This is a genomic window from Streptomyces sp. RB17, from assembly GCF_009604455.1.
GTDB lineage: Bacteria > Actinomycetota > Actinomycetes > Streptomycetales > Streptomycetaceae > Streptomyces.
The window spans coordinates 448,404-468,506 of the sequence record NZ_WEGL01000006.1 but is presented as its reverse complement, the minus strand read 5'-3'; the positions used below and the strand labels follow the sequence as shown (position 1 = coordinate 468,506).

At 71.2% G+C, this 20,103-nt stretch carries 18 protein-coding genes and 1 pseudogene; 8 read left to right on the top strand and 11 right to left on the bottom strand.

Features of this window, described 5'->3' with window-relative positions; translation table 11 throughout:
• Nucleotides 1-154 precede the first annotated feature (154 nt).
• Nucleotides 155-613 (top strand): archease, encoded by a 459-nt coding sequence (locus SRB17_RS27310; RefSeq protein WP_153542765.1) that lies wholly within the window; start codon nucleotides 155-157, stop codon nucleotides 611-613.
• A gap of 48 nt (nucleotides 614-661) precedes the next feature.
• Here SRB17_RS27310 and SRB17_RS27305 read toward each other — a convergent pair whose 3' ends face one another.
• Together SRB17_RS27305 and SRB17_RS27300 are read right to left on the bottom strand one after the other, a co-directional pair.
• Nucleotides 662-2,074 carry an RtcB family protein gene (locus SRB17_RS27305; protein WP_153542764.1) on the bottom strand — a complete coding sequence of 471 codons (1,413 nt, stop codon included), beginning with the start codon at nucleotides 2,072-2,074 and terminating at the stop codon, nucleotides 662-664.
• Nucleotides 2,075-2,108: 34 nt separating this feature from the next.
• Nucleotides 2,109-2,750: a phosphoribosyltransferase gene (locus SRB17_RS27300; RefSeq protein ID WP_153542763.1), complete on the bottom strand. Its 642-nt coding sequence runs from the start codon at nucleotides 2,748-2,750 to the stop codon at nucleotides 2,109-2,111.
• A gap of 294 nt (nucleotides 2,751-3,044) precedes the next feature.
• Between SRB17_RS27300 and SRB17_RS27295 the strand changes: the two genes are divergently transcribed.
• Entirely contained in the window at nucleotides 3,045-3,530 is a 486-nt protein-coding gene (locus SRB17_RS27295; RefSeq protein WP_194294156.1) for a hypothetical protein, read from the top strand.
• 371 nt (nucleotides 3,531-3,901) lie between these two features.
• Here SRB17_RS27295 and SRB17_RS27290 read toward each other — a convergent pair whose 3' ends face one another.
• The 3 genes from SRB17_RS27290 to SRB17_RS27280 all read right to left on the bottom strand — a co-directional run bounded on the left by SRB17_RS27290 (nucleotide 3,902) and on the right by SRB17_RS27280 (nucleotide 7,886).
• Complete coding sequence (locus tag SRB17_RS27290; RefSeq protein WP_153542762.1) at nucleotides 3,902-5,617, bottom strand: MFS transporter; 1,716 nt, start codon at nucleotides 5,615-5,617, stop codon at nucleotides 3,902-3,904.
• Between the two features lie 334 nt (nucleotides 5,618-5,951).
• Nucleotides 5,952-7,172 (bottom strand): acyl-CoA dehydrogenase family protein, encoded by a 1,221-nt coding sequence (locus SRB17_RS27285; protein WP_323376307.1) that lies wholly within the window; start codon nucleotides 7,170-7,172, stop codon nucleotides 5,952-5,954.
• A 42-nt stretch (nucleotides 7,173-7,214) separates the two neighbouring features.
• Complete coding sequence (locus SRB17_RS27280) at nucleotides 7,215-7,886, bottom strand: HAD family hydrolase (protein ID WP_153543023.1); 672 nt, start codon at nucleotides 7,884-7,886, stop codon at nucleotides 7,215-7,217.
• A 182-nt stretch (nucleotides 7,887-8,068) separates the two neighbouring features.
• On the opposite strand from SRB17_RS27280, the gene SRB17_RS27275 reads away from it, so the two are divergent.
• Both SRB17_RS27275 and SRB17_RS27270 read left to right on the top strand, forming a co-directional pair.
• Nucleotides 8,069-9,019, top strand: a complete 951-nt coding sequence (locus SRB17_RS27275) for an alpha/beta fold hydrolase (protein ID WP_153542761.1) — start codon at nucleotides 8,069-8,071, stop codon at nucleotides 9,017-9,019.
• 84 nt (nucleotides 9,020-9,103) lie between these two features.
• The gene (locus tag SRB17_RS27270; protein WP_228396302.1) at nucleotides 9,104-9,754 is read left to right on the top strand and encodes a TetR/AcrR family transcriptional regulator; all 651 of its coding nucleotides are present in this window, start codon (nucleotides 9,104-9,106) and stop codon (nucleotides 9,752-9,754) included.
• On the opposite strand, the pseudogene SRB17_RS46635 reads toward SRB17_RS27270, so the two are convergent.
• The 3 genes and pseudogenes from SRB17_RS46635 to SRB17_RS27260 all read right to left on the bottom strand — a co-directional run.
• A pseudogene (locus SRB17_RS46635) lies at nucleotides 9,702-9,890 on the bottom strand (XdhC/CoxI family protein); the annotation flags it as partial. The gene SRB17_RS27270 and the pseudogene SRB17_RS46635 overlap by 53 nt on opposite strands.
• A 233-nt stretch (nucleotides 9,891-10,123) precedes the next feature.
• Nucleotides 10,124-10,600, bottom strand: a complete 477-nt coding sequence (locus SRB17_RS27265; protein WP_323376306.1) for a (2Fe-2S)-binding protein — start codon at nucleotides 10,598-10,600, stop codon at nucleotides 10,124-10,126.
• Nucleotides 10,601-10,608: 8 nt separating this feature from the next.
• Entirely contained in the window at nucleotides 10,609-12,927 is a 2,319-nt protein-coding gene (locus SRB17_RS27260) for a molybdopterin cofactor-binding domain-containing protein (protein WP_153542759.1), read from the bottom strand.
• Nucleotides 12,928-13,101: 174 nt separating this feature from the next.
• On the opposite strand from SRB17_RS27260, the gene SRB17_RS48135 reads away from it, so the two are divergent.
• The 4 genes from SRB17_RS48135 (at nucleotide 13,102) to SRB17_RS27240 (ending at nucleotide 17,572) form a co-directional block, all read left to right on the top strand.
• A complete protein-coding gene (locus tag SRB17_RS48135) occupies nucleotides 13,102-14,316 on the top strand; it encodes a PucR family transcriptional regulator (RefSeq protein ID WP_194294155.1) in 1,215 nt (404 codons plus the stop codon).
• 169 nt (nucleotides 14,317-14,485) lie between these two features.
• Entirely contained in the window at nucleotides 14,486-15,316 is an 831-nt protein-coding gene (locus SRB17_RS27250; RefSeq protein WP_153542757.1) for an SDR family NAD(P)-dependent oxidoreductase, read from the top strand.
• A gap of 108 nt (nucleotides 15,317-15,424) precedes the next feature.
• Nucleotides 15,425-16,156, top strand: a complete 732-nt coding sequence (locus SRB17_RS27245; protein ID WP_323376305.1) for a hypothetical protein — start codon at nucleotides 15,425-15,427, stop codon at nucleotides 16,154-16,156.
• A gap of 678 nt (nucleotides 16,157-16,834) precedes the next feature.
• Nucleotides 16,835-17,572 (top strand): flavodoxin family protein, encoded by a 738-nt coding sequence (locus SRB17_RS27240; RefSeq protein WP_323376304.1) that lies wholly within the window; start codon nucleotides 16,835-16,837, stop codon nucleotides 17,570-17,572.
• Between the two features lie 34 nt (nucleotides 17,573-17,606).
• Here SRB17_RS27240 and SRB17_RS27235 read toward each other — a convergent pair whose 3' ends face one another.
• The 3 genes from SRB17_RS27235 to SRB17_RS27225 all read right to left on the bottom strand — a co-directional run bounded on the left by SRB17_RS27235 (nucleotide 17,607) and on the right by SRB17_RS27225 (nucleotide 19,801).
• Complete coding sequence (locus SRB17_RS27235; protein WP_153542756.1) at nucleotides 17,607-18,668, bottom strand: alpha/beta fold hydrolase; 1,062 nt, start codon at nucleotides 18,666-18,668, stop codon at nucleotides 17,607-17,609.
• Between the two features lie 186 nt (nucleotides 18,669-18,854).
• Complete coding sequence (locus SRB17_RS27230; RefSeq protein WP_416237092.1) at nucleotides 18,855-19,241, bottom strand: SsgA family sporulation/cell division regulator; 387 nt, start codon at nucleotides 19,239-19,241, stop codon at nucleotides 18,855-18,857.
• A 77-nt stretch (nucleotides 19,242-19,318) separates the two neighbouring features.
• Nucleotides 19,319-19,801, bottom strand: coding sequence for a hypothetical protein (locus SRB17_RS27225; protein ID WP_153542755.1), 483 nt, complete (start codon nucleotides 19,799-19,801; stop codon nucleotides 19,319-19,321).
• Nucleotides 19,802-20,103: the final 302 nt, after the last annotated feature.

Sequence of the window (20,103 nt, the reverse complement as noted above, 5' to 3'; positions counted from 1 at the left end):
TGGTGAGGCGTAGGGCCTCGCCCGCCCGCGTAGCCCGGGACGGCGCGGGCAAACCGGCTTTTCCCGCACCGGGCGGCCGGGGCAGACATGGCGCCGCCGAGCCCGGCGAGCGACGATGGAACCCGAGGGGGCCGGAGAAGGGATCACGGCAGCCATGGTGGGTGACATCAGCGACGAGCTGCAGGCACGGCGCGAGGGCGAGAACGGCCACCGCTCGATGCCGCACACCGCCGACACACGCCTGCAGGCCTGGGGCCCCACCCGGGAGCAGTGCCTGACCGAGGCCGTACGCGCCATGGTCGAGGCCTTCGCCGATGTGTCAGAGGCACACCCGACCACCATGGAACGGGTCCGCCTCGCCCCCGGCGACGACGCGGACCTGCTGGTCGCGCTGCTGGAGGAGGTGGTCTACCGGCTCGAGGTGGCGGGCCGCATCCCCGTCGACGTGGAGGCGGAGCCGACCGACGACGGTGGACTTGCGGTACGGCTCTCGCTCGCCGACCTCAGGGACGTCGCCGTCATCGGCGCCGCGCCCAAGGGTGTCTCCTGGCAGGAGCTGCACATCGGTCCGGACGCGTACGGCTGGTCGTGCACGGTGATCGTGGACGTGTGACCGCACCCGCGCACCCCCCGCGGCACGGGCAGCCGCCGGCCACCGCCGTCAGCCCTTCACCACCCCGAGCGGCACCAGCCGGGCGACCTTCCGGCACAGCCCCGCCCCCTCGCTCGCGGCGACGACGGCGTCGACGTCCTTGTACGCCTCCGGCGTCTCCTCCGTCAGGCCGCGCCAGGACTTCGGGCGCGCGGCGATACCGGCCTCGCGCAGCCGCGACCGCAGCTCGCTGCCGGTGATGCTGCGCGCGGCCTGATGACGGCTCATGGTCCGGCCCGCGCCATGGCAGGTCGAGTGGAAGGCGTCGCCCCCGGACACGCCGGCCAGCACGTACGACGCCGTCCCGAGGGTGCCGGGGATGAGCACCGGCTGCCCGAACTCCCTTATGTCGTCCGGGAGTTCGGGATGCCCGGGCGGGAAGGCACGGGTGGCGCCCTTGCGGTGCACGCACAGCCGCCGCGTCCGGCCGTCCACCGGATGGGTCTCGATCTTGGCGAGGTTGTGCGAGACGTCGTACACCAGCGTCAGCCCGGCACCCGCGGTGCGCCGGAACACGCCGCGTGCCGCGTCGGAGAGCAACTGCCGGTTCGCCCGGCCGTAGTTGGCGGCGGCGGCCATCGCCCCGAGATAGTCCTGGCCCTCGGGCGAGTCGACCGGCGTGCAGGCGAGCTGCCGGTCGGGCACGGAGATGCCGTACCGGGCCATGGCGCGGTCCATGAGCCGCACGTGGTCGGTGCAGATCTGGTGCCCCAGCCCGCGCGAGCCGCAGTGGATCATCACGCACACCTGGCCGGGCCCGATCCCGAAGGCGGCCGCGGCCGGGCCGTCGTACACCTCGGCCACCCGCTGCACCTCCAGGAAGTGGTTGGCGGAGCCCAGGCTGCCCACCTGGCCGAGGCCCCGCTCCCGGGCCCGCTGCCCGACCTGGGTCACGTCCGCGTCGGCGACCGCGCCGCCGTCCTCGCAGCGCAGCAGGTCGCGCTCCTCGCCGTGGCCCCGCTCCACGGCGTAGCGGGAGCCCTCGGCCAGCAGCCGCTCCAGCTCGCCGGGACCGTCCGGCCGCCACACGCCACCGGGGCCGGCGCCCCGCGGAATCGCCCGGTCCAGGCCGTCCATCACCGCGGTCAGCCGGGGCCGGAGCGTGTCGGCGTCGCAGTCGGCGGCCAGCAGCCGCACCCCGCAGGAGATGTCGAAGCCGACGCCGCCCGGCGAGACCACCCCGTCGGCGTCCACGTCGGTGGCGGCGACACCGCCGATGGGGAAGCCGTACCCCCAGTGGATGTCCGGCATGGCGTACGAGGCGGCGACGATGCCGGGCAGCGTGGCCACGTGCACGACCTGCTCCAGGGACTGCTCGGCATCCGCGAGCAGTTCCCGGGACGCGAACACGACCCCGGGCACCCGCATGTCCGCGTGCGGCTCGATGCGGTAGCGGAAGGAACGTTCCTCGACCAACTCCATCGCGGTCTCCGCTCCGGCTCGGCGCGCCCGGGGGTCACTGCCCGTGCAGCACGGCGAGCACGTCGTCGTCCGTCAGCTGCTCGAAGTCCTCGTACCACTCCCCCACGGCCAGGAAGACGGTCGGCCGCTGCAGGCACAGCACCTCGTCGGCCTCGCCGCGCAGCAGGTCGGCCGCCTGCGGCGAGCACACGGGCACCGCCAGCACCACCCGCTCCGGCGACTGCCGGCGCAGCCAGCGCAGCGCCGCACGCGCCGTCGCCCCGGTGGCCACCCCGTCGTCCACCACGATCACGGTGCGGTCCCGCAGCTCGGGCGCGGGACGGCCCTCCCGGTACCGCTGTTCCCGGCGGTGCAGCTCGGCCCGCTCCCGCTCCACCGTGTCGTCCAGGGCCGACTCGGTCAGCCCGAGGTCGTCCAGGGTCCGCTCGTCGAACAGCGGAGGATCGTCACCGGCGAGCGCCCCGACGCCCAGCTCCTCCTGGAACGGCGCGCCGATCTTGCGCGCGACCACCACGTCGAGCGGTGCCTCCAGCGCCCGCGCCACCTCGCGGGCCACCGTCACCCCGCCGCGCGGCAGGGCCAGCACGACCGGATGCGTCAGCGCCCCCGCCTCCTGCCGGATGCGCAGCCGCTCGGCCAGCTCCCGGCCGGCATGGACGCGATCATGAAACCGCATGCCCAGTCGACTCCTTCCACACCCGCGCCGTGCTCGTCACCGGGCCACGGCGTGCGGTCGTACGACGGCTCGCGCCCGGCGGGTGCGCCCGCGCGCACTCGGACGACCGGACGGACACGGCAGCACCTCCCTCCGGCGCCCCGGCCGGGTACCCGGACCGGGCCGCCACGACACGGGACACGCCGGCGTGTCCGCGCCCCCGGACTCAGGGTTCCGGTGCCGGGCGGCAGCGCTCCCGGCGGTGTCCGGCAGCCGCCCGGAGAAGCGACGAGTATGGAACGGAGGAGCTGAGACATGGCACGCATGCTCATCGACGGGGACGACGTGGTCGTACACCTGTCGTGGTGGCAGAAAGCGGCCGCCCGCCGCGGTGACGTGCGGGTGCCGCTGACGGCGGTGTGCCGCGTGACGGTCGACACCGCCTGGTGGCGCGCCCTGCGTGGAGTCCGGCAGCGCGGCACCTGGACTCCCGGGGGCTGGTCCGTCGGCACGCGCGGCCACCCCGGGGGCACGGACTTCGTGGCCCTGCGGCCCGGGAGGCCTGTCGTGGTCGTGGAACTGCGTCCTTCGGCTCCCTTCCGGCTCCTCGCCGTGTCGGTGCCGGACGACGACGAGGCGAGGGCCACGGCTCACCGGCTCGGCAGCGCGGCACCGAGGATCGACACCTCCACGCGCTACCGGCAGCCGGTGCCGGTCGCCGAGGAGACCTCCGCCGGGAGCACCCCGCCCGCCCTGCCCATGGCCTCCGAGGGGCGTCCGGACGGCGAGCATCCGCACTGAGCGACGGCCTGGAACGGCCTGGAGCACGGCGGTGTCCGCTGTCCGGATCGTCACGGCTGCGGCCGCCTCGCCCCGCGGTCAACGGTGGCCAGGAGGGCGCCGACGGGATCGCCGCCTGGGCTGAACGAGGCGCGCCGCCCTGGCGCCGTTCGCGCGCAGTGAGCCGATGACAGGTCGCGCTGCGAGCCGATGACAGGTCGCGCTGCGAGCCGATGACGGATGTGGCCTCCCGGACCGCCGTCGCGTCGCGGGCCGGGAACTCGGCGCAATCGGCGCATCACTCTCATCGCTCGCTCCGAGGCCGCCTGTGCACGGGCGACAGCCGCGGGCCATGAGCCGCGTGTGCGACGCCCGTGACAGGCGGTGTCCCCTCACTCCACGGCCCCCCGGTCGCCCGAGCTCTCCAGCAACGACAGCTCCCGTTCGACGGACCGTCGGTGGTCCTCGGCGTCCTGCCGTGCCCGTCTCGGGCTCCAGCGGCCGTGCATCAGGAACATCAGGGGCAGGAAGACGGCCTGGCCGCCGACGCACACCCACCACCAGGTCTGCCACTGCCCGGGCCCCTGGTCCGCCGCCTGAGCGACCTCGGCTCCGTGGAGACGAAGCGTGCCCAGGGCGGGCCCGGCCTCGCGCACCAGCGCCAGGTCCGCGGCGCCGACCTCCTTCAGGGCCCGTGCCTGGAGGCCGGCCGGAACCTCACCCGCCGGGTACTTCTCCAGTTCGGCGAAGAGGGCGGGATGCTCGCTGATCACGCGCTGCGCGGGCGCCGCGGTGCCGGCGGCGGCCTGGACCTCGGCGCCGTGTTCCACCAGCGGAGTCACCGAGGTGACCACCACGGGGACACACGCGGCGGAGACCGTCACGACGACCCGCAGGAGCCACGCCCAGACCGCGAGTCCGGTCGCCGTCGCCGCGGGATTGCGCCGTTCCACCGTCTCCGTGAAGCTCGCCATCCAGGGGGCGTAGGTGAGTCCCGCGCACACGCCGATGCCGACGAACAACGCGGCGAAGTGGTAGTAGCCCGTGCCCTTGTCCGTCGCGGCGAGGGCGAACAGCGAGGTCACCACGATCGATCCCACCGCCCCGACGAGCATGAACGGCTTGCGCACGCCGAGCTTGTCGGAGAGCACGCCGACGAGCACCAGGGCTATCGCGTTGCTGGCCCAGTACCAGTTCGCCAGGGCGTTGGCCCGTTGTTCGGTGTAGCCGAACACGGTCGAGTAGTAGATGACCAGGTTGCCGACCGCGGAGTAGTAGAGGAGCAGGTAGACGCTGATCGCGAACGCCGACCCGACGATGTCCGGCCGCAGCATCTGCCGCCAGTGCCCCGAGGTGGCGTGCACGGCCGGCTGCCGCCGCGCCCGGGCCTCGATCAGCGCGCGGTCACGCACGCTCACCATGAGCTGGTCGCGCAGCCGCGGGGAGAGCTCGCGGAGCCCGAACAGGGCGAGCAGGAACACGGCGAGCGTGGCGAACCCCGCGAACCGCAGCTGGTCGCGCCAGGACGTGGAGTCGAGTGTCGCGCTGGTGACGACGGTGACCACGAGCGAGCCGACCACGGGTCCCATCGTCCAGAAGCCCATCGCGCCGGCCCTGCCGAGCTGGGGCGAGAAGTCCCTGATCAGTGCCGGGGTCGCCACCAGGACCAGGCCCTCGACGAAGTAGATGCCCTCGAACAGGGCCAGGTAGGTGCCCTTGTCCGGCGCGTACGGCAGCGTGAGCATCAGGGCCCCGACCACCAGGAGGCCGTAGACGACGAGATTGGCCCGGCCCCACCGGTCGGCGAGACCGGCCACGAGTGAGGCGATGGCTCCCACGGCGTTGCCGATGACGGACATCCACACGAAGTAGAGGAAGCTCATGTGGAATTCGGCCATGATCGACGTGCCGACACCGTACTGGATGTACAGCGCGTAGTAGAGGACGATCGTCGACAGGACGACGATCGTGAGGCCGCTGTAGCGGGCCAAGGGCGCCGGGTACGCGGGGAGTTGGCGGCGCCACAACCGTCTCAGGGCGCGCGCCGGGGCCTGGGCGGAATCGGGTGCGGTGGCGGTCCCACCCGTGGCGGACGGAATCGTGCTCATGGGGGCGGCTCCAAGGTGTCGGTGGGTCGTATCGCCCGTTCTTGCACCAGGACAGCGAGCATCTGCGGATCCGGAGCGCGCGGGGGCACCGCCCCTTCACACGGCTCCGACCGCTCGGCTGTCGACGGTATTCGAAGGTGAATCCACCTTCAATATCCGTGCCGCGATCCCGTGCGCACGGGCGCGCCGGTCACCGAGCAGACCGACGCGCGCACGAAGTGGTGTGTCCGAGGAAGACATCGACACCGTGCTCCGCGTCGATCCGCACAGGTACGTCGGGGGCCGCGGGCTCAGCCGCGAGCGCCCACCGCCCTCGGAGGGACATGTCCTGCGCTCACCTCGGGCCTCGCTCGGCCTCACGACGGCGCAGTTCGCGGTGGGCGATGGTCCGCTTGTGGACCTCGTCGGGGCCGTCCGCCAGGCGCAGGGTGCGCAAGTGGGCATACATACTGGCCAGGGGGAAGTCGTCGGAGACGCCTGCTCCGCCGTGGACCTGGATGGCGCGGTCGATGACCCTGAGGGCGATGTCCGGTGCGGCCACCTTGATGGCGGCGATCTCCGTCCGCGCCTCCTTGTTGCCCACGGTGTCCATGAGATGGGCGGCCTGGAGAGTCAGCAGCCGGGCCATGTCGATCTCGATCCGGGCCTCGGCGATCCAGTCCTGGATGTTGGCCCGCTCGGCGAGCGGCGCACCGAACGTCGTCCGCTCCTGGGCCCGGTCGATCATCAGGTCCAGGGCCCGCTCGGCCATGCCGATGGTGCGCATGCAGTGGTGGATGCGCCCGGGACCCAGCCGGGCCTGCCCGATCATGAAACCGTCGCCCTCGCGGGCGAGCAGGGCCGTTGCGGGCACCCGCACGTTCTCGAAGAGGACCTCGCCGTGGCCCTCCCGGTCCTGGTAACCGAAGACGGGCAGGTTGCGCACCACGGTGATGCCGGGGGTGTCCAGCGGCACGACCATCATGCTCTGCTGACGGTGACTGGGCCCGTCCGGGTCCGTCTTGCCCATGACGATGAGGACCTTGCAGTTCTTGTGCAGGACGTTGGAGGTCCACCACTTGCGTCCGTCGAGGATGTAGTCGTCGCCGTCGCGCCGCATGCGCAGCTGGATGTTGCGTGCGTCGGAACTGGCGACGGCCGGTTCGGTCATCGCGAACGCGGAGGCGATATCGCCGGCGAGCAGCGGCTTGAGCCACCTCTCCTTGTGCTCCTCGGTGCCGAAGAGCGTCAGCACCTCCATGTTCCCGGTGTCCGGCGCGTTGCAGTTCGTGGCCTCCGGCGCCAGGTGCGGGCTGCGGCCCATGATCTCGGCGAGCGGGGCGTACTCGAGGTTGGTCAGTCCGGGTCCCCACGCGGGGTGCGGGTGGAAGAGGTTCCACAGTCCCTGCTTCCTGGCCTCCGCCTTCAGCTCCTCCAGGACGGGCGGGTGGAAGTGCGGATCGCCCGACTGTGCCATCTGCGCGTCGTAGACGGGCTCCGCGGGGTAGACGTGCTCGTCCATGAAGGCGAGCAGCTTCTCCTGGTAGGCCTTGGCCCTGTCGGTCGTCTGGAACACGGATGCACCTCGGGGGGTTCGTGGTTGCGCGACGCAGGACGGTCACCGCGTCCGCGCGGGTGGGCGGAGTACGGACGTCAGCGCCGCGGCCGTCGCGGCGGCGTGTGTGTGCACGACCCCCGCGAGACCCGCGCGTTCGGCGGCGGCGACGTTCTGCTCCAGGTCGTCCACCATCACCGCGTCCCGCGGGTGGACGCCCAGTCGTTCGCAGGCGATCTCGTAGGCCCGGCGCGAGGGTTTGCGAACGCCCACCTCTCCGGAGACGGTGACGGCGTCGAACATGGCCGGGAGGTCGAACCCGGCGTAGCAGTCGTCGCCGAGCGAGTTGGACAGCAGCCCGACGCGGTACCCGGCCTCGCGCACCCGTGCGACCAGGTCGATCATGGCGCGGTCGGGGCCCATGGCGCTCTGGAGCCGGCGTACGATGCCCGGCTCCGTACGGTCGACCGCCACTCCGTGGGCTCGGAGCCGCTCGGCGAAGCCCTGTTCGAACTGCAGCTCGCCGATCCGGCCTTCCTCGTGCGCCACGAGCAGGGCGCCGCTCGCCCTGTCCCTGGCCAGGAGCCGCAGCGGCAGCCGTGGGTCGCAGCCCAGGTCGGCCCCCAGCTGCTCGAAGGCCGCGAACACGCTGGTGGTGAGCACCCCTCCGAAGTCGAACAACACCGCACTGCGGGTCCCGGGCGACGTGTCCGCGCCCTGACCGAAGAGATCCATACTCACGATCGAACTCACCTTGTCGGACGTGTCCTGCGGACCATGCCGATCGCCGCGACGTCCTCGCGTGCGGGACCACCACCCTGTATAGTTGAATCCAACGTCAAGTTCAATACTTACAACTCCCCAGCGAGCAGGGAAGATTCGCTCGACGGGTCGGCCGATTGGCGGTGCGGTGGCACATGACGACGAAGGCTTCACTCGCGGACTGGGAGCGCCTCGTCTCGCGTGATGTCACGACGAACGGCATCACGCTGCGCGTCTTCGAGCATGGCGAGCACAGGCCCGGCACACCGCCGGTCGTGCTGTGCCACGGGTTTCCCGAGCTCGCCTTCTCCTGGCGGCATCAGGTCTTCGCCCTGGCCGAGGCCGGATACCGGGTCCTCGCCCCCGACATGCGCGGTTACGGAGGGAGCTCACGGCCGCGGGACGCCGAGGCCTACGACGTGCTGAACCTGTGCGGGGACCTCGCGGGCCTCCTGGACGACGTGGGTGCCGAGGACGCGGTCTTCGTGGGACACGACTGGGGAGCGAACGTCGTTTGGCACATGGCCTGGCTGCACCCCGGACGGGTGCGCGCCGTGGCCGGCCTGAGCGTCCCCGTCACCCCGCGCTCCCCTGTCCCGCCGCTGCCCGTCCTGCGATCGCGTCTGGGCGACGACTTCTACATGGTGTGGTTCCAGGAGCCCGGAGTCGCCGAGCCGGCGCTGGCGCGGAACGTCCGCGGGACGCTCGTGACGCCGGAGGTCTGGTCCGCCGAGTGGGCATCCCGCGAGGAGGCGGAGCTCGCACCGCCGCCGTGGCTCGACGAGGACGAGCTGGCCTACTACGTCAAGGCCTTCGAGGAGACGGGCTTCACGGGCGGCCTGAACTACTACCGCGCCATGGACCGCAACTGGGCGCTCACCCGGGAACTGGAGGGACGCCCCATCACGCGACCGTCCTTCTTCCTCACCGGATCCAAGGACCCCGTCGCCAGGTTCATGCCCGCGGACCGCCTCGGAGACGTCCTCACCGACCTGCGTGAACTCGTCGTCGTCGAGGGCGCCGGTCACTGGGTGCAGCAGGAGCGGCCCGAGGAGGTCAACGCAGCGCTGCTCCGCTTCCTCGGATCCGTCGGCCAGGGAGCCTGAAGCGGCAGCCGGGGCCGATGCGCCCGGCGGCGACTATCATCTGCTGCCACCTGCATGTGTGCGAACGACGGCGAATGGACTGCATTGGCTTCCCAGGCCCCGGCTCATGACGGCTCCCGGCAACCGCTCGCCCCGCGCAGCCCCCGGGGCGAGCGCACGCGCAACGCGCTCATCGCCGCGGCGCGCGAGGTCTTCGAGCGCGACGGTTATCTCGACGCCCGGATCACCGACATCACCGCGGCCGCCCATGTCGCGTCCGGCTCGTTCTACACGTACTTCAACGACAAAGAGGACGTCTTCCGGGCACTCGTGGCCATCGTGCAGGAGGAGATGCTCCACCCGCACCTGCGCGAGCGCACCGGCATCACCGACACCCGGCAGCTCATCGACGCGGCCAACCGTGACTATCTGCGCTCGTACAAGAAGAACGCGCGCCTGATGGCCCTCTTCGAGCAGGTCGCCCACATCGACGACAACTTCCTGGCCCTGCGGGTCGAGCGGGGCAACGCCTTCGCGCGACGCAACGCCAAGATGATCCGCGCCCTGCAGGACAGCGGCGAGGCCGACCCGACGCTCGATCCCCTGGTGACGGCCCACGCCCTGTCCGGCATGGTGAGCCGCATGGCCTACAGCGTGTTCGTGCTCGGGCAGCGCATCCCCTTCGAACGGCTGGTGACCACGCTCAACAGGATCTGGGAGAACGCGCTCCAACTGAAGCCCGCCGGCCATGAATAGGACCGTCGCCGCCGGTCAGCGGTGTGCCCCCGCTGCCATGGTGTACGGCCACGATCTCGGCCGCTGTCGACAGGGCCGTCTCCTCCGGGGTACACGCGCCGAGGTCGACCCCGATCGGTGAGCACAGCCGCACGAGCGCCGAGCCTCCTGCCATGGGTACGGCGGACGAGCATCCTCGGGCCGCACCGCCCTCGACTCCACCAGCAGCCGCAGCGGCGTCCTCGGCCCGTACGGTGGCCTCCAGGACGGGATCCCCGAACCCGCCCCGACGATGTCGTTCCCGCTCAGCCACATCTCCTTCCCCAGGAGGCCGGAGGGACCCTCGGCGCACCATGGCTCCAACTGCCCGGCGAGGTCCAGCACGGCGCCTCAGTACTTCTTCTCGCCGGCCGTGATCGCCTGCCGTATGCGGTGGTAGGTGCCGCAGCGGCAGACGTTGCGGATCTCGTCGAGGTCGGCCTCGGTGATCTCCCGGCCCTCCTCGCGGGCCTGGCGGACCTTGGCGACGGCAGTCATGATCTGGCCGGGCTGGCAGTAGCCGCACTGGGCGACGTCGTACTCCAGCCAGGCCTCCTGCATGGGGTGCAGGTCCGCGCCGACCGTGCCGGGCAGGCCCTCGATGGTGGTGATCTCGTCATCGGTGCCGATGTCCTTCACCGGCACCGAACACGGGTTGAAGGCCTTGCCGTTGATGTGGCTGGTGCAGGCCTTGCAGACGCCGAGACCGCAGCCGTACTTCGGTCCGGTGACGCCGAGGACGTCTCTGAGCACCCAGAGCAGCCGGACGTCGTCCTCGATGTCGACGGTCACCCGCTCGCCGTTGAGGATGAAGGTGTGTCGGGGCACGTGGTCTCCTAGAAGGTGCGTTCGAGTCCGTCGGTGGGGGACGCGGGGATCGGCGGTGTGGTGGGCAGCGGCTCGAAGCCGAGCGGACCGGCGTGGTTGAGCGGGAAGCTCGTCGGCATGGAGCCGGTGGCCCGGCCGTAGGCGCAGGCCACGGCGGCGGCCGCACCCGCCACGGCCAGCTCGCCCGCGCCGCCGGGCTGCCCGGTGGTCGGCGGCATGACGACGATCTCCAGTTCGGGCGGGGTGTTCCACTGCCGGGTGTAGAAGTAGTTGTCCCAGCTCCCTTCCAGGAAGTGGCCGTTGTCGAGGTGGAGGCCGGAGCTGAGGGTGATCGCGATGCCGTCCATGATGCCGCCCATCATCTGCGCCTCGAGGCCTCGCGGGTTGACCGCCAGGCCCACGTCGACGGCGCACACGACCTTGGTGACGCGCGGGCCGGTGTAGGCGTCGCGGACCGTGCGCCCGGTGGTCTCCGGCCGGCAGTCGATCTCGGCGAGGACGGCGACGTACGCGTGGTACTCGGGATGGAGCGCGATGCCCTGCGCCGTCCCGGCGGGCATGCTCCGGCCCCATTCCCCGACATCGGCCACCTTGTCGAGGACGGCCCGCGCCCGCTCCTCCTTGAGGAACTCCCGGCGGAACCGGTAGGGGTCCTTGCCCATCCGCTTGGCCAGCTCGTCCACGACCAGTTCCTGCGCACAGCGCACATTGGGCGAGTAGATGTTGCGCATGGAGCCGGTGTTGAAGCCCTTGTCCGTCTCGCCGAGCACCTGGGTGACGACGCCGAAGTTGTACGGGGTCTGCTGGCTGAGCGCGAAGATGGTCTCGGAGAAGGTGAGGTCGCCGACGGGCAGCCGCGCGGCCTGAGCGGTGATGATCTCGCCGACTCCGTGGCCGAAGTCGGTGGCCACGGAGGTGTGCCGCTGGTCGTAGGCGAGCACCTGGCCGAGGGCGTAGGTGGCGCGCACCCGCGAGGTGGCCATCGGGTGGGTACGGCCCTGACGGAAGTCGTCGGTGCGGTGCCACATCAGCTTGACCGGCTTGCCCATCGCCTTGGAGATCTCGGCGGCCTCGGCGGCGGCGTCGTGGAAGAGCTTCCGCCCGAAGGAGCCCCCGCCCTCGGTGACATGCACCTTCACCGCGGAGACCGGCAGCCCCAGCTTCAGCGCGATCTGCTCCCGGGCGACGATCGGGGACTTCAGGCTTCCCCAGATCTCGGCCGAGCCGTCGCGTACGTCGGCGATGGCACAGTTGGTCTCCAGCGCGCTGTTGCTCGCGAAGTGGAAGGTGAACCGGGCGTCGACCGACTTGGTCAGCAGGTCCAGTGCGGGAAGCGGGAGTTCGGCCCGGCGGAGTTCGTCGCGGACGGTGTCGTCGCTCTGTGCGTCGGCCGTTCCTGGGCCCCAGGAGACCTTCAGCGCGCGCACGGCGTCGATGCACTGGCCGAACGTACGCCCGCGGACGGCGACGCCGGTGGAGACGGCCACGACGTCGGTGACGCCGGGCATCGCCCGCACCTCGGTGAGGTTCTCCACCGAGCGCACGGTGCCGTTGATCGTCGGTGGCCGGCACACCATCGTCGGCAGGGCGTCGGGGATCTGCAGATCCATGGCGAACGTCTTGCGCCCGGTCACCGCTTCCCGCGCGTCGATACGACGCTGCGCGGTGCCGATGACCTCGAAGTGCGTGGCCTCCTTGAGCGCGACCGCCACCTGACTTGTCGTCACCGAGGCTGCTTTTCCGGCGAGTTCACCGTAGGTGACACTGCGTCCGCTCGCCGACGAGGTGATGACCCCGGCCTTGGCGGTCAGGGTGTCCAGGGCCTCCCCGAGTTCCAGGGCCGCCGCCCTCAACAGCCTGCCCCGGGCCACCGCGGCGGCCACCCGGATCGGCGTGAAGGTCGAGATCGTGGTGTTGGAGCCGCCGGTGAGCTGGTTGAACAGCAGCTCCGGCCGCGCGTCCGCGAGCGTGACCCTGATCCGCTCCAGCGGCAGCTCCAGTTCCTCGGCGATCAGCATGGCGCTGGATGTCGTGATGCCCTGTCCGACCTCTGCCCGGGGCAGCGCGAAGGAGGCCGTGCCGTCGCTGTCGATCCGGATCGTGATCAGGTTCGCCGTGGGAAGTGCCGCATCGGTGAGCATGTCGTTGAGGTCGTAGATCTCCGCCGGACCCGGCACGGAGGGGACGACGGCCGCCGCCTCGTCCGGCGCGAGCACGGCCTCACCGAGTTCGGCGGCCACGGTCAGGGTCGAGGCGGCCAGCACATACCCGAGGAATCTCCGGCGCCCCATCCCTGCCGTACCGGGTGCGTGTCCCCAGCTGTCCATGCGATCTCCTTCGATCCGCCACGACTTGTGCACATGCCCGATCCGTGCGAGCCACGGTGGGACACGCCGCCGGTGATTCCACCGCTCGCCGCCGGTTTCGGCCATAGGCAGGGGGCGGGAAAAGGGGACGCGGGACTGTGCCGGCGCACAGTCCCGCCGGATTACACTGCGCCCGTGACGACGCAGCTGAGGGCCGCCGACCGGGTTGTCGAACTGGTCGGCCGCCTGCTGGCCGAGGTGGACCGGCTCGCGGCGGACCTCACCGCCGAGATCCTCGGAGGCGAGCACTCGTACGCCGAGAGCACGCTGCTCGGCCGGGAACAGCTGCGCGCTGTGGTCCGCGACAACCTGACCACGATGTTCGCGGCGCTGCAGGGGCGGCCCACCACGCTCCAGGCACCCCGCGCCGCCGGCCGGCTCCAGGCCGCACAGGGCATCCCGCTCGCCGCACTCCTGCACGCCTACCGGCTGGCCGGCCGCTTCATCTGGGACCGGCTGCTCGCGACCGCCGTCGATGAGGAGAGCACCGTGCAACTGCTGCACATGGCCTCCGACATCTGGGCGGCCATCGACGACTACTCCAGTGCGGCAGCCGACGCCTACCGGGCCACCGTCGAGGAACAGTCGCGTCGAGACACCACGGCTCGGAGCACGATGCTCACCACCCTGCTCGACGGCAGGGCCGGCACCAGTGCGAGCGCATGGGAGATCGCACGCGTACTGGACCTCGACCGGCAGGGCCCCTTTCTGGTGGTCTGCGCAGAGGTCCTCGACGGGGTCGAGCCACTGCCCAGCATACGAAGCCGCTTGCGTGCCGCCGGGATCGGCTCCGAGTGGATCCAGCCGATAGGGGCCTGGGTGGGCCTGCTGGCCCTCACCGACGAACAGGCCATCGCGCATGCGGTCGACCAGCTGTCCGACATCGCGCTGTCCCGGGTCGGGATCAGCCGTGCCTTCACCTCGCCGGTGAACGCCCCGGCGGCCTGGCGGCAGGCCCAACTCGCCGTACAGTGCCTGCCCCACGGAACGGGCGGCACCCACCTGTACGGCAGCGCGCCGGTGTCGCTCCTCGCGGCGGCCTCTCCCGACATGGCGCAGGAAGTCGCCCGGGCGGTCCTCGGCCCCCTGCTCGCGCTGCCCCCGCGGGAACAGGCCACCCTGCTGGAGACCCTGCACGTCTGGTTCACCTGCGGCGGATCGACGACGGCGGCGGCCGGCCGGCTGCACTGCCACCGCAACACGGTCCTGTACCGCCTCAACCGCATCGCCGAACTGACCGGCCGCCGCGCCACCGACGCGGAGTGCTCCGCCGAGCTCTACATCGCCCTGGAGGCCGTACGCCTGAGCGGGCGGCCGGGCTCGTGCGACAGGCAGGGCGCGCCGGACTGAGCCTGGTCCCGTCCGCCGCGCAGGCGCGTGGCCGACGAAGGGGCCTCCGGCGCGGTCGGTGGGGCGGTTGTGTGTGTCTCAAGATCGACGGTGGCGGGAGGCCCGGCGCGGGGACCCTTCTACGATCGGCTTCCTGCGTGCTCCCGGAACAGAAAGCTGAACCACTCCGATGGACGAGCGAGTTGTCATCGTGACCGGCGCCGGATCCGGCATCGGCGAGGCCACCGCCCGGTTGCTGCGCGACCAGGGGCACCATGTGGTGGTCTCCGGGCGCCGGGCGGAGCCGCTGCGGCGGCTGGAGCAGGAGACCGGCGCGCTCGCGTGTCCGGGCGACGCGGGCGACCCCGACGCCGTCGACGACCTTGTCCGTACGGCCCTCGACGCCCATGGGCGACTGGACGGCGTCGTGCTCAACGCGGGCATCGGACGCGGCGGCACCGTCGGGGACCTGTCGCCGGCGGACTGGGAGGAGGTGATGCGCACCAACGTCACCGGTCCGATGCTGCTCCTGCGCGCATCGATCCCTCATCTGCTCCGGGCGCGCGGTGCGGTCGTGGCCGTCGCGTCGGTCTCCGCCCTGCGCAACGGCCAGGGCAACGCCCCCTACGCCGTGTCCAAGGCCGCTCTGGTGTCGCTGTGCCGTTCCGTAGCCGTCGACTACGGGCGCGCGGGGGTGCGTGCCAACGTCGTGTGCCCCAGCTGGGTGAGGACCGAGATGGCCGACCGGCGCATGGCGCGTTTCGCCAGGGAAGCGGGCCTGGCGGACGGCGGTGTGGACTCCGCCTACGCGGAGGCGACCAGGCCGCTGCCCATGGGCCGGCCGGGTCAGCCGCGTGAAGTCGCCGACACGATCGCCTGGTTGCTCTCCCCGACGGCGTCCTACGTCAACGGTGCGGTGCTCCCGGTCGACGGCGGGACGACGGCCCTGGACCCCGGGACCCTCGCGTTCGACTTCGACATCGCACCACGCGCCGGCACCGGCACCGGCACCGGCCTCTGACACCCGCTGGCACACGGGGTGACGGCGTCTCACGTACCGGGCGATAAAGGGGGTGCGCGTGTTCGAACCGGTGGGATACGTTCCTGCCAGTTCGAAGGGGGACCCGAAGTGGCGAAACTCAACCAGATCATCGCCGTCGAGAAGGGCGTCAAGAGCAAGTCGCTCCAGGACATCACCGCGGCGCACCACAAGGTGCAGAAGCCGGCCCTGCTGGCCGGTATCTCGCGTACGTACCAGCCGAAGGACGAGGAGGGCGAGCAGCTGCCGCCCGAGTCCACGCGGGTACAGGTGCAGGCAGAGGACGTGCTGCGGGAGATGTCCGCGTCGCTGACCCGGCTCTTCGACGTGACCGCCACCAAGGACTGGGCGAACTGCGCGGCCCGCGCCGACGTCACGGTCGACGGCCGGACGATCCTCACCGGCGTCCCGGTCAGCTACCTCCTCTTCCTGGAGAAGCAGCTCACCGACCTGCACACGTTCGTCAGGAAGCTCCCCACCCTCGACGCCGCCGAATCCTGGTCGCACGACCCGTCCACGGACTGGTGGAAGACGGACCCGGTGCGCACGATCCGCACCAAGAAGGTCCCGCGCAACCACGTCAAGGCGGAGGCGACCGAGAAGCACCCGGCGCAGGTCGAGGTGTACTACGAGGACGTGCCCATCGGGTACTGGACGACCGTGAAGTTCTCCGGAGCGCTCCCGGCGCGGCGGGTGAACGAGCTGGTGGAGCGGGTCGAGAAGCTCCAGCGGGCGGTGAAGTTCGCCCGCGAGGAGGCCAACGGCGCCGAGGTCACCGACCAGCGGATCGGCGACGCGGTGTTCGGCTACCTGCTCGGCTGACGCCGACCACGGGTGGCATCCACGATCGCCCCCGCGTGCGAGCGCGGGGGTGCGCCACACGCGCGGGCCGGACTGAGGACCGGCGCGCGCGATGAGCGCAAGCTGACACTGAAGTTCAGCCTGAAACACGCGGTGACAGTGAAGGTTCGAGTCCTTCCCCCGGCACAGCACCACCGACGGGCCGGGGTAGCCCAACATGGCAGAGGCGGCCGCGGTCAATCTCAGACTCTCGCTCCAGTCTCAGCATCGCCGCCGATCGCCGGATCGACGGAGGCCGGACGAACGCCGTCGGATGCGAGTTCGACTCTCGCCTGCAGCTCTTTCCTGCTGCGGTAGTTCAAAGGAAGAACACGACGGCATGATGACTGATCCGACCTCTTAAACGCCGCCGGCGTGCGCAATTGGGTGGCATCCCCAGGGGCCCGGGAGCTGGATACGACTCCCGGGCCCCGCCACGTCGTGTGGCCGTGGCGGCCGAGTGCGGCCCGCCCCCGTCATTCTCCTCGCCGGGGTTCCGGAGACGTGCTCCACGACCTCGGCCCTCGGCCGTCGGCGCAGGGCGCGGACCGCCGGGGCCATTCGGAGGCGTTGTGGTGGCGGCCACCGCGGCCGGCCCGCACGCTGGGGAAGTCGGACGAGTCGCCGTGCAGGGCGGCGGCAAGGCTCTGGGAGGACCGTGTGACCGTTTCGTCGCCCGCCACCGACACACCGCCGGCCCGGTACGACGACCTGCGGGCCCTGGTGATCAACTGCACCCTCAAACGCTCGCCGGAGACCAGCAACACGCAGGGCCTGGTCGACCGCAGCACCGCCATCATGGACGCGCAGGGGGTGCACGTCGATGTCGTACGGGCGGTGGACCATGACATCGCCACGGGGGTGTGGCCCGACATGAGGGAGCACGGCTGGCAGACGGACGCCTGGCCGGACCTGTACCAGCAGGTCATGGCGGCCGACATTCTGGTGCTGGCCGGGCCCATCTGGCTGGGTGACAACAGTTCCGTGATGAAGCAGGTGATCGAACGCCTCTACGCGTGCTCCAGCCTGCTCAACGAGGCGGGCCAGTACGCGTACTACGGCCGCGTCGGCGGGTGCCTGATCACCGGCAACGAGGACGGCGTCAAGCACTGCGCCATGAACGTCCTCTACAGCCTGCAGCACCTGGGTTACACCATCCCGCCCCAGGCGGACGCCGGATGGATCGGCGAGGCGGGCCCCGGCCCCTCCTACCTCGACCCCGGCTCGGGCGGCCCGGAGAACGACTTCACCAACCGCAACACCACCTTCATGACCTGGAACCTGCTCCACCTGGCCCGCGCCCTGAAGGACCTCGGCGGCATTCCCGCCTACGGCAACCAGCGCACCGCATGGGACGCCGGCTGCCGACGCGACTCCGAGAACCCGGAGCACCGGTAGGCGCACCATCCACCGGGGACGGCAGTTCGGGGTGTCAGAGACGGTCGGCGTCCCAGACCGCCTGGGCGAACGCTTCCGGCGCTTCCTGCGGCACGTTGTGCCCCGTGTCCTTGAGGGTGCGGTGGGCGTACGGACCGGTGAACCTGGCGCGGTACGCGGCGCCGTCGCCCGCCGGGGTGAACGGATCCGACGAGCCGTCGACGGTGATCGTGGGCACGGCGATGGCCGGGCCCCTCGCCAGCTTGGCCTCGATGCCGTCGTGGCGTGGGTCGCCCGCCGCGAGGCCGAGCCGCCAGCGGTAGTTGTGGATCACGATGCCGACGTAGTCCGGATTGTCGAAGGCCGCAGCGGTGCGGTCGAAGGTGGCGTCGTCGAAGTGCCAGGTCGGGGAGACATTGCGCCAGATCAGTTCGGCGAAGTCATGACGGTGCTCGGCCAGCCCCAACTCCCCTCGCTCGGTGGCGAAGTAGTACTGGTACCACCAGGCCCACTCGGCCGCCGGGGGCAGGGGCTGCTTGTTCTTCTCCCGGTCGGTGACGAGGTAGCCGGTCACCGACACCAGGGCTTTGCAGCGCTCCGGCCACAGCGCCGCGATGATGTCGGCCGTCCGCGCACCCCAGTCGAAGCCGCCGAGCAGCGCCTTCTCGATCCGCAGGGCGTCCATCAGGGCGATGACGTCCAGCGCGAACACCGCCTGCTGGGCATTGCGGAAGGTCTTCGGTGACAGGAACGTCGTCGTGCCGTAGCCGCGCAGGTAAGGGACGACGACCCGGTAGCCCTCGGCGGCCAGCAGCGGTGCGACGTCGACATAGCTGTGGATGTCGTACGGCCACCCGTGCAGCAGGATGACAGCCGGACCGTTGGCCGGCCCGGTCTCGGCGTAGCCGATCCTCAGTTCGCCGGCCCTGACATGCTTCAGCGACGTGAACGACGTATGCCCCATCGCGCGCCCGGCCGTCGCCGCCGTCTTCCCTGGGGGCGGAGTGGTCGAGGCCACGGCTGTCGGTGAGGAGTCGAGCCGGCCCGCCAGTGATGCGGCCGCCGTCGCCGCGACCCCTGCCCCGACGGTCTTTCCGAAGGCCCGCCTGTTGATCATGAGAACCGTCCTGTCGGGACAGGTCAGTGGCCGCCACCGCGCTGTAGACGTGCGCCGACGGCTCCGACTCACGGGCGTTGTGTCAGTGGCGTTGCTTCCATGGAAAGCCACGGTGCCGGGGGAAGCGAGTCGAGGACGCTCGGCATCTCCGGAGCGCGGGACGCCACCGCCTGGGCGGAACCGGCGTCAGCTGTCGGCCAGGAGCATGGCCAGCTCCGCGTCCAGGTCGAGCTGCTCGGACTCGGACCCCGGTCGCACCACCGAGTACGTCTCCTCCAGGAAGGCCGCCAGGTCCTGCGTGGTGATCTCCAGCAGAGCCGAGCCCGCCGGCGAGGACAGGGCGACGGAGAGCACTCCACGATCTGGGCCCCCCGTCGGCCACATCCGGACATCTCCCTGCCCCACGTGCCCGGTCAGGCCCTGGGCCAGCATGTCCCGGCCGAAGACCCACTCCACCGTCCGGCCCTCGCCGAGAGGGTGAAAGGCAGCACGGACGGCATACGGATCGCCGGGCTCGTACCGCAGTCCCATGCACAGGGGCACCGACAGGTCCGGCGATACGACAAACCGCACGGGCAACTCGTGCGCCACGGTTCTCAACGAGTTCACAGCCCCTGCTCCGATGATCCTGGGTCGCGCTGCACGGCTGCTCACACCGCGCCGTCGGTGGCCGACCCGGCCAGAACGACCTGGTCCACGTACCAACGGTTCGCAGCGGCGGCCTGATCGAGCTGATCCACGTACCACCGGTCGGCAGCGGCCTGATCCAGCTGGTCCGCGTACCACCGGTCGGCAGCGGCGGCGTCACGGAGCTGGTCCAGGTACCAGCGGTTCGCACCGGCGACCTCGCGCACCGGCGTCACGTCGATCCACCGGCCTTCGTGCCAGACGTACAGTCGGCGCCCGTCCCGCCCATCCCGGACGTCCCACCCGTCGACGCGTTCGCCCTCATGCCCGCGCACCTGCCGGCCCGCGAAGGAGGCGAGGTCACGGGCCTTCTCGGGTACGGCGCCGGCGACCTGGCCATGGGCAACGGGTTGCGCGAAAGCCTGGCCGGTGCCACCGAGCAGGGCCGCACCCGCAATCGCCGCGGCAACAACGGGGACCCGGACACGCGTGAGCACCCTCTTCATCGTCATCTCCATGTGTCGTGCGCGACCGCGCAGACGGGCGGCCGGCCTCTTCGGTTGGGCTGCGATGCACGCTCGCAGCAACTCGTCGTCGAACCGTCCGAGCCAACCGGAGGAGGCCCTCATGTTCGGCCCTGCCAGCGTAACCGAGGGGTCCCTCATGTTTGCGGTGAAGCTCCTCACAGCAGGCAACCCTTCGCAGCCACCGCGCCCCTGCAGGACGGCGGCGTGCGATTGCAGTGGCGGGAGTCACCCTCGTCGGCGCCGACGTCGCGGTGTGCGTGCGGCAACCTCGCGTCACCACC

Excerpts from the sequence above, each read along its gene's own strand:
- SRB17_RS27280 (WP_153543023.1), bottom strand. The coding sequence starts at position 7,886 with ATGGATCTCTTCGGTCAGGGCGCGGACACGTCGCCCGGGACCCGCAGT.
- SRB17_RS27300 (WP_153542763.1), bottom strand. The coding sequence starts at position 2,750 with ATGCGGTTTCATGATCGCGTCCATGCCGGCCGGGAGCTGGCCGAGCGG.
- SRB17_RS27305 (WP_153542764.1), bottom strand. The coding sequence starts at position 2,074 with ATGGAGTTGGTCGAGGAACGTTCCTTCCGCTACCGCATCGAGCCGCAC.
- SRB17_RS27290 (WP_153542762.1), bottom strand. The coding sequence starts at position 5,617 with ATGAGCACGATTCCGTCCGCCACGGGTGGGACCGCCACCGCACCCGAT.
- SRB17_RS27260 (WP_153542759.1), bottom strand. The coding sequence starts at position 12,927 with ATGGACAGCTGGGGACACGCACCCGGTACGGCAGGGATGGGGCGCCGG.
- SRB17_RS27310 (WP_153542765.1), top strand. The coding sequence starts at position 155 with ATGGTGGGTGACATCAGCGACGAGCTGCAGGCACGGCGCGAGGGCGAG.
- SRB17_RS27295 (WP_194294156.1), top strand. The coding sequence starts at position 3,045 with ATGGCACGCATGCTCATCGACGGGGACGACGTGGTCGTACACCTGTCG.
- SRB17_RS27235 (WP_153542756.1), bottom strand. The coding sequence starts at position 18,668 with ATGATCAACAGGCGGGCCTTCGGAAAGACCGTCGGGGCAGGGGTCGCG.
- SRB17_RS27225 (WP_153542755.1), bottom strand. The coding sequence starts at position 19,801 with ATGAAGAGGGTGCTCACGCGTGTCCGGGTCCCCGTTGTTGCCGCGGCG.
- SRB17_RS27275 (WP_153542761.1), top strand. The coding sequence starts at position 8,069 with ATGACGACGAAGGCTTCACTCGCGGACTGGGAGCGCCTCGTCTCGCGT.
- SRB17_RS27250 (WP_153542757.1), top strand. The coding sequence starts at position 14,486 with ATGGACGAGCGAGTTGTCATCGTGACCGGCGCCGGATCCGGCATCGGC.